We start from the raw sequence: 308 nt of genomic DNA, 5'->3' as shown, positions 1-308 counted from the left end.
GGGGTGAAGTCGTAACAAGGTAACCGTAGGGGAACCTGCGGTTGGATCACCTCCTTACCTGAAGATACTGCCTTTCGAAGTGCTCACACAGATTGTCTGATAGAAACGTAAAGAAGCAAGGCGTCTTGCGAAGCAGACTATGTGTCCCCTTCGTCTAGAGGCCCAGGACACCGCCCTTTCACGGCGGTAACAGGGGTTCGAATCCCCTAGGGGACGCCACTTGCTGGTTCGTGAGTGAAAGTCACCGACCCCCGTATCTTAAAGATGACTTGCGAGTCATGTTTAAGATATTGCTCTTTAACAATCCG

1 tRNA gene and 1 rRNA gene are annotated in these 308 nt (G+C 51.3%); both read left to right on the top strand.

Features of this window, described 5'->3' with window-relative positions:
- Positions 1-57 (top strand): 16S ribosomal RNA (locus tag B2J69_RS22440); the annotation flags it as partial.
- A gap of 86 nt (positions 58-143) precedes the next feature.
- Positions 144-219 (top strand) — tRNA-Glu (locus tag B2J69_RS22435).
- The last annotated feature ends 89 nt before the right edge of the window (positions 220-308 follow it).

The organism is Pantoea latae (assembly GCF_002077695.1).
GTDB classification, from domain to species: Bacteria; Pseudomonadota; Gammaproteobacteria; order Enterobacterales; family Enterobacteriaceae; genus Pantoea; species Pantoea latae.
This window is presented reverse-complemented; position numbering and strand designations above follow the sequence as displayed.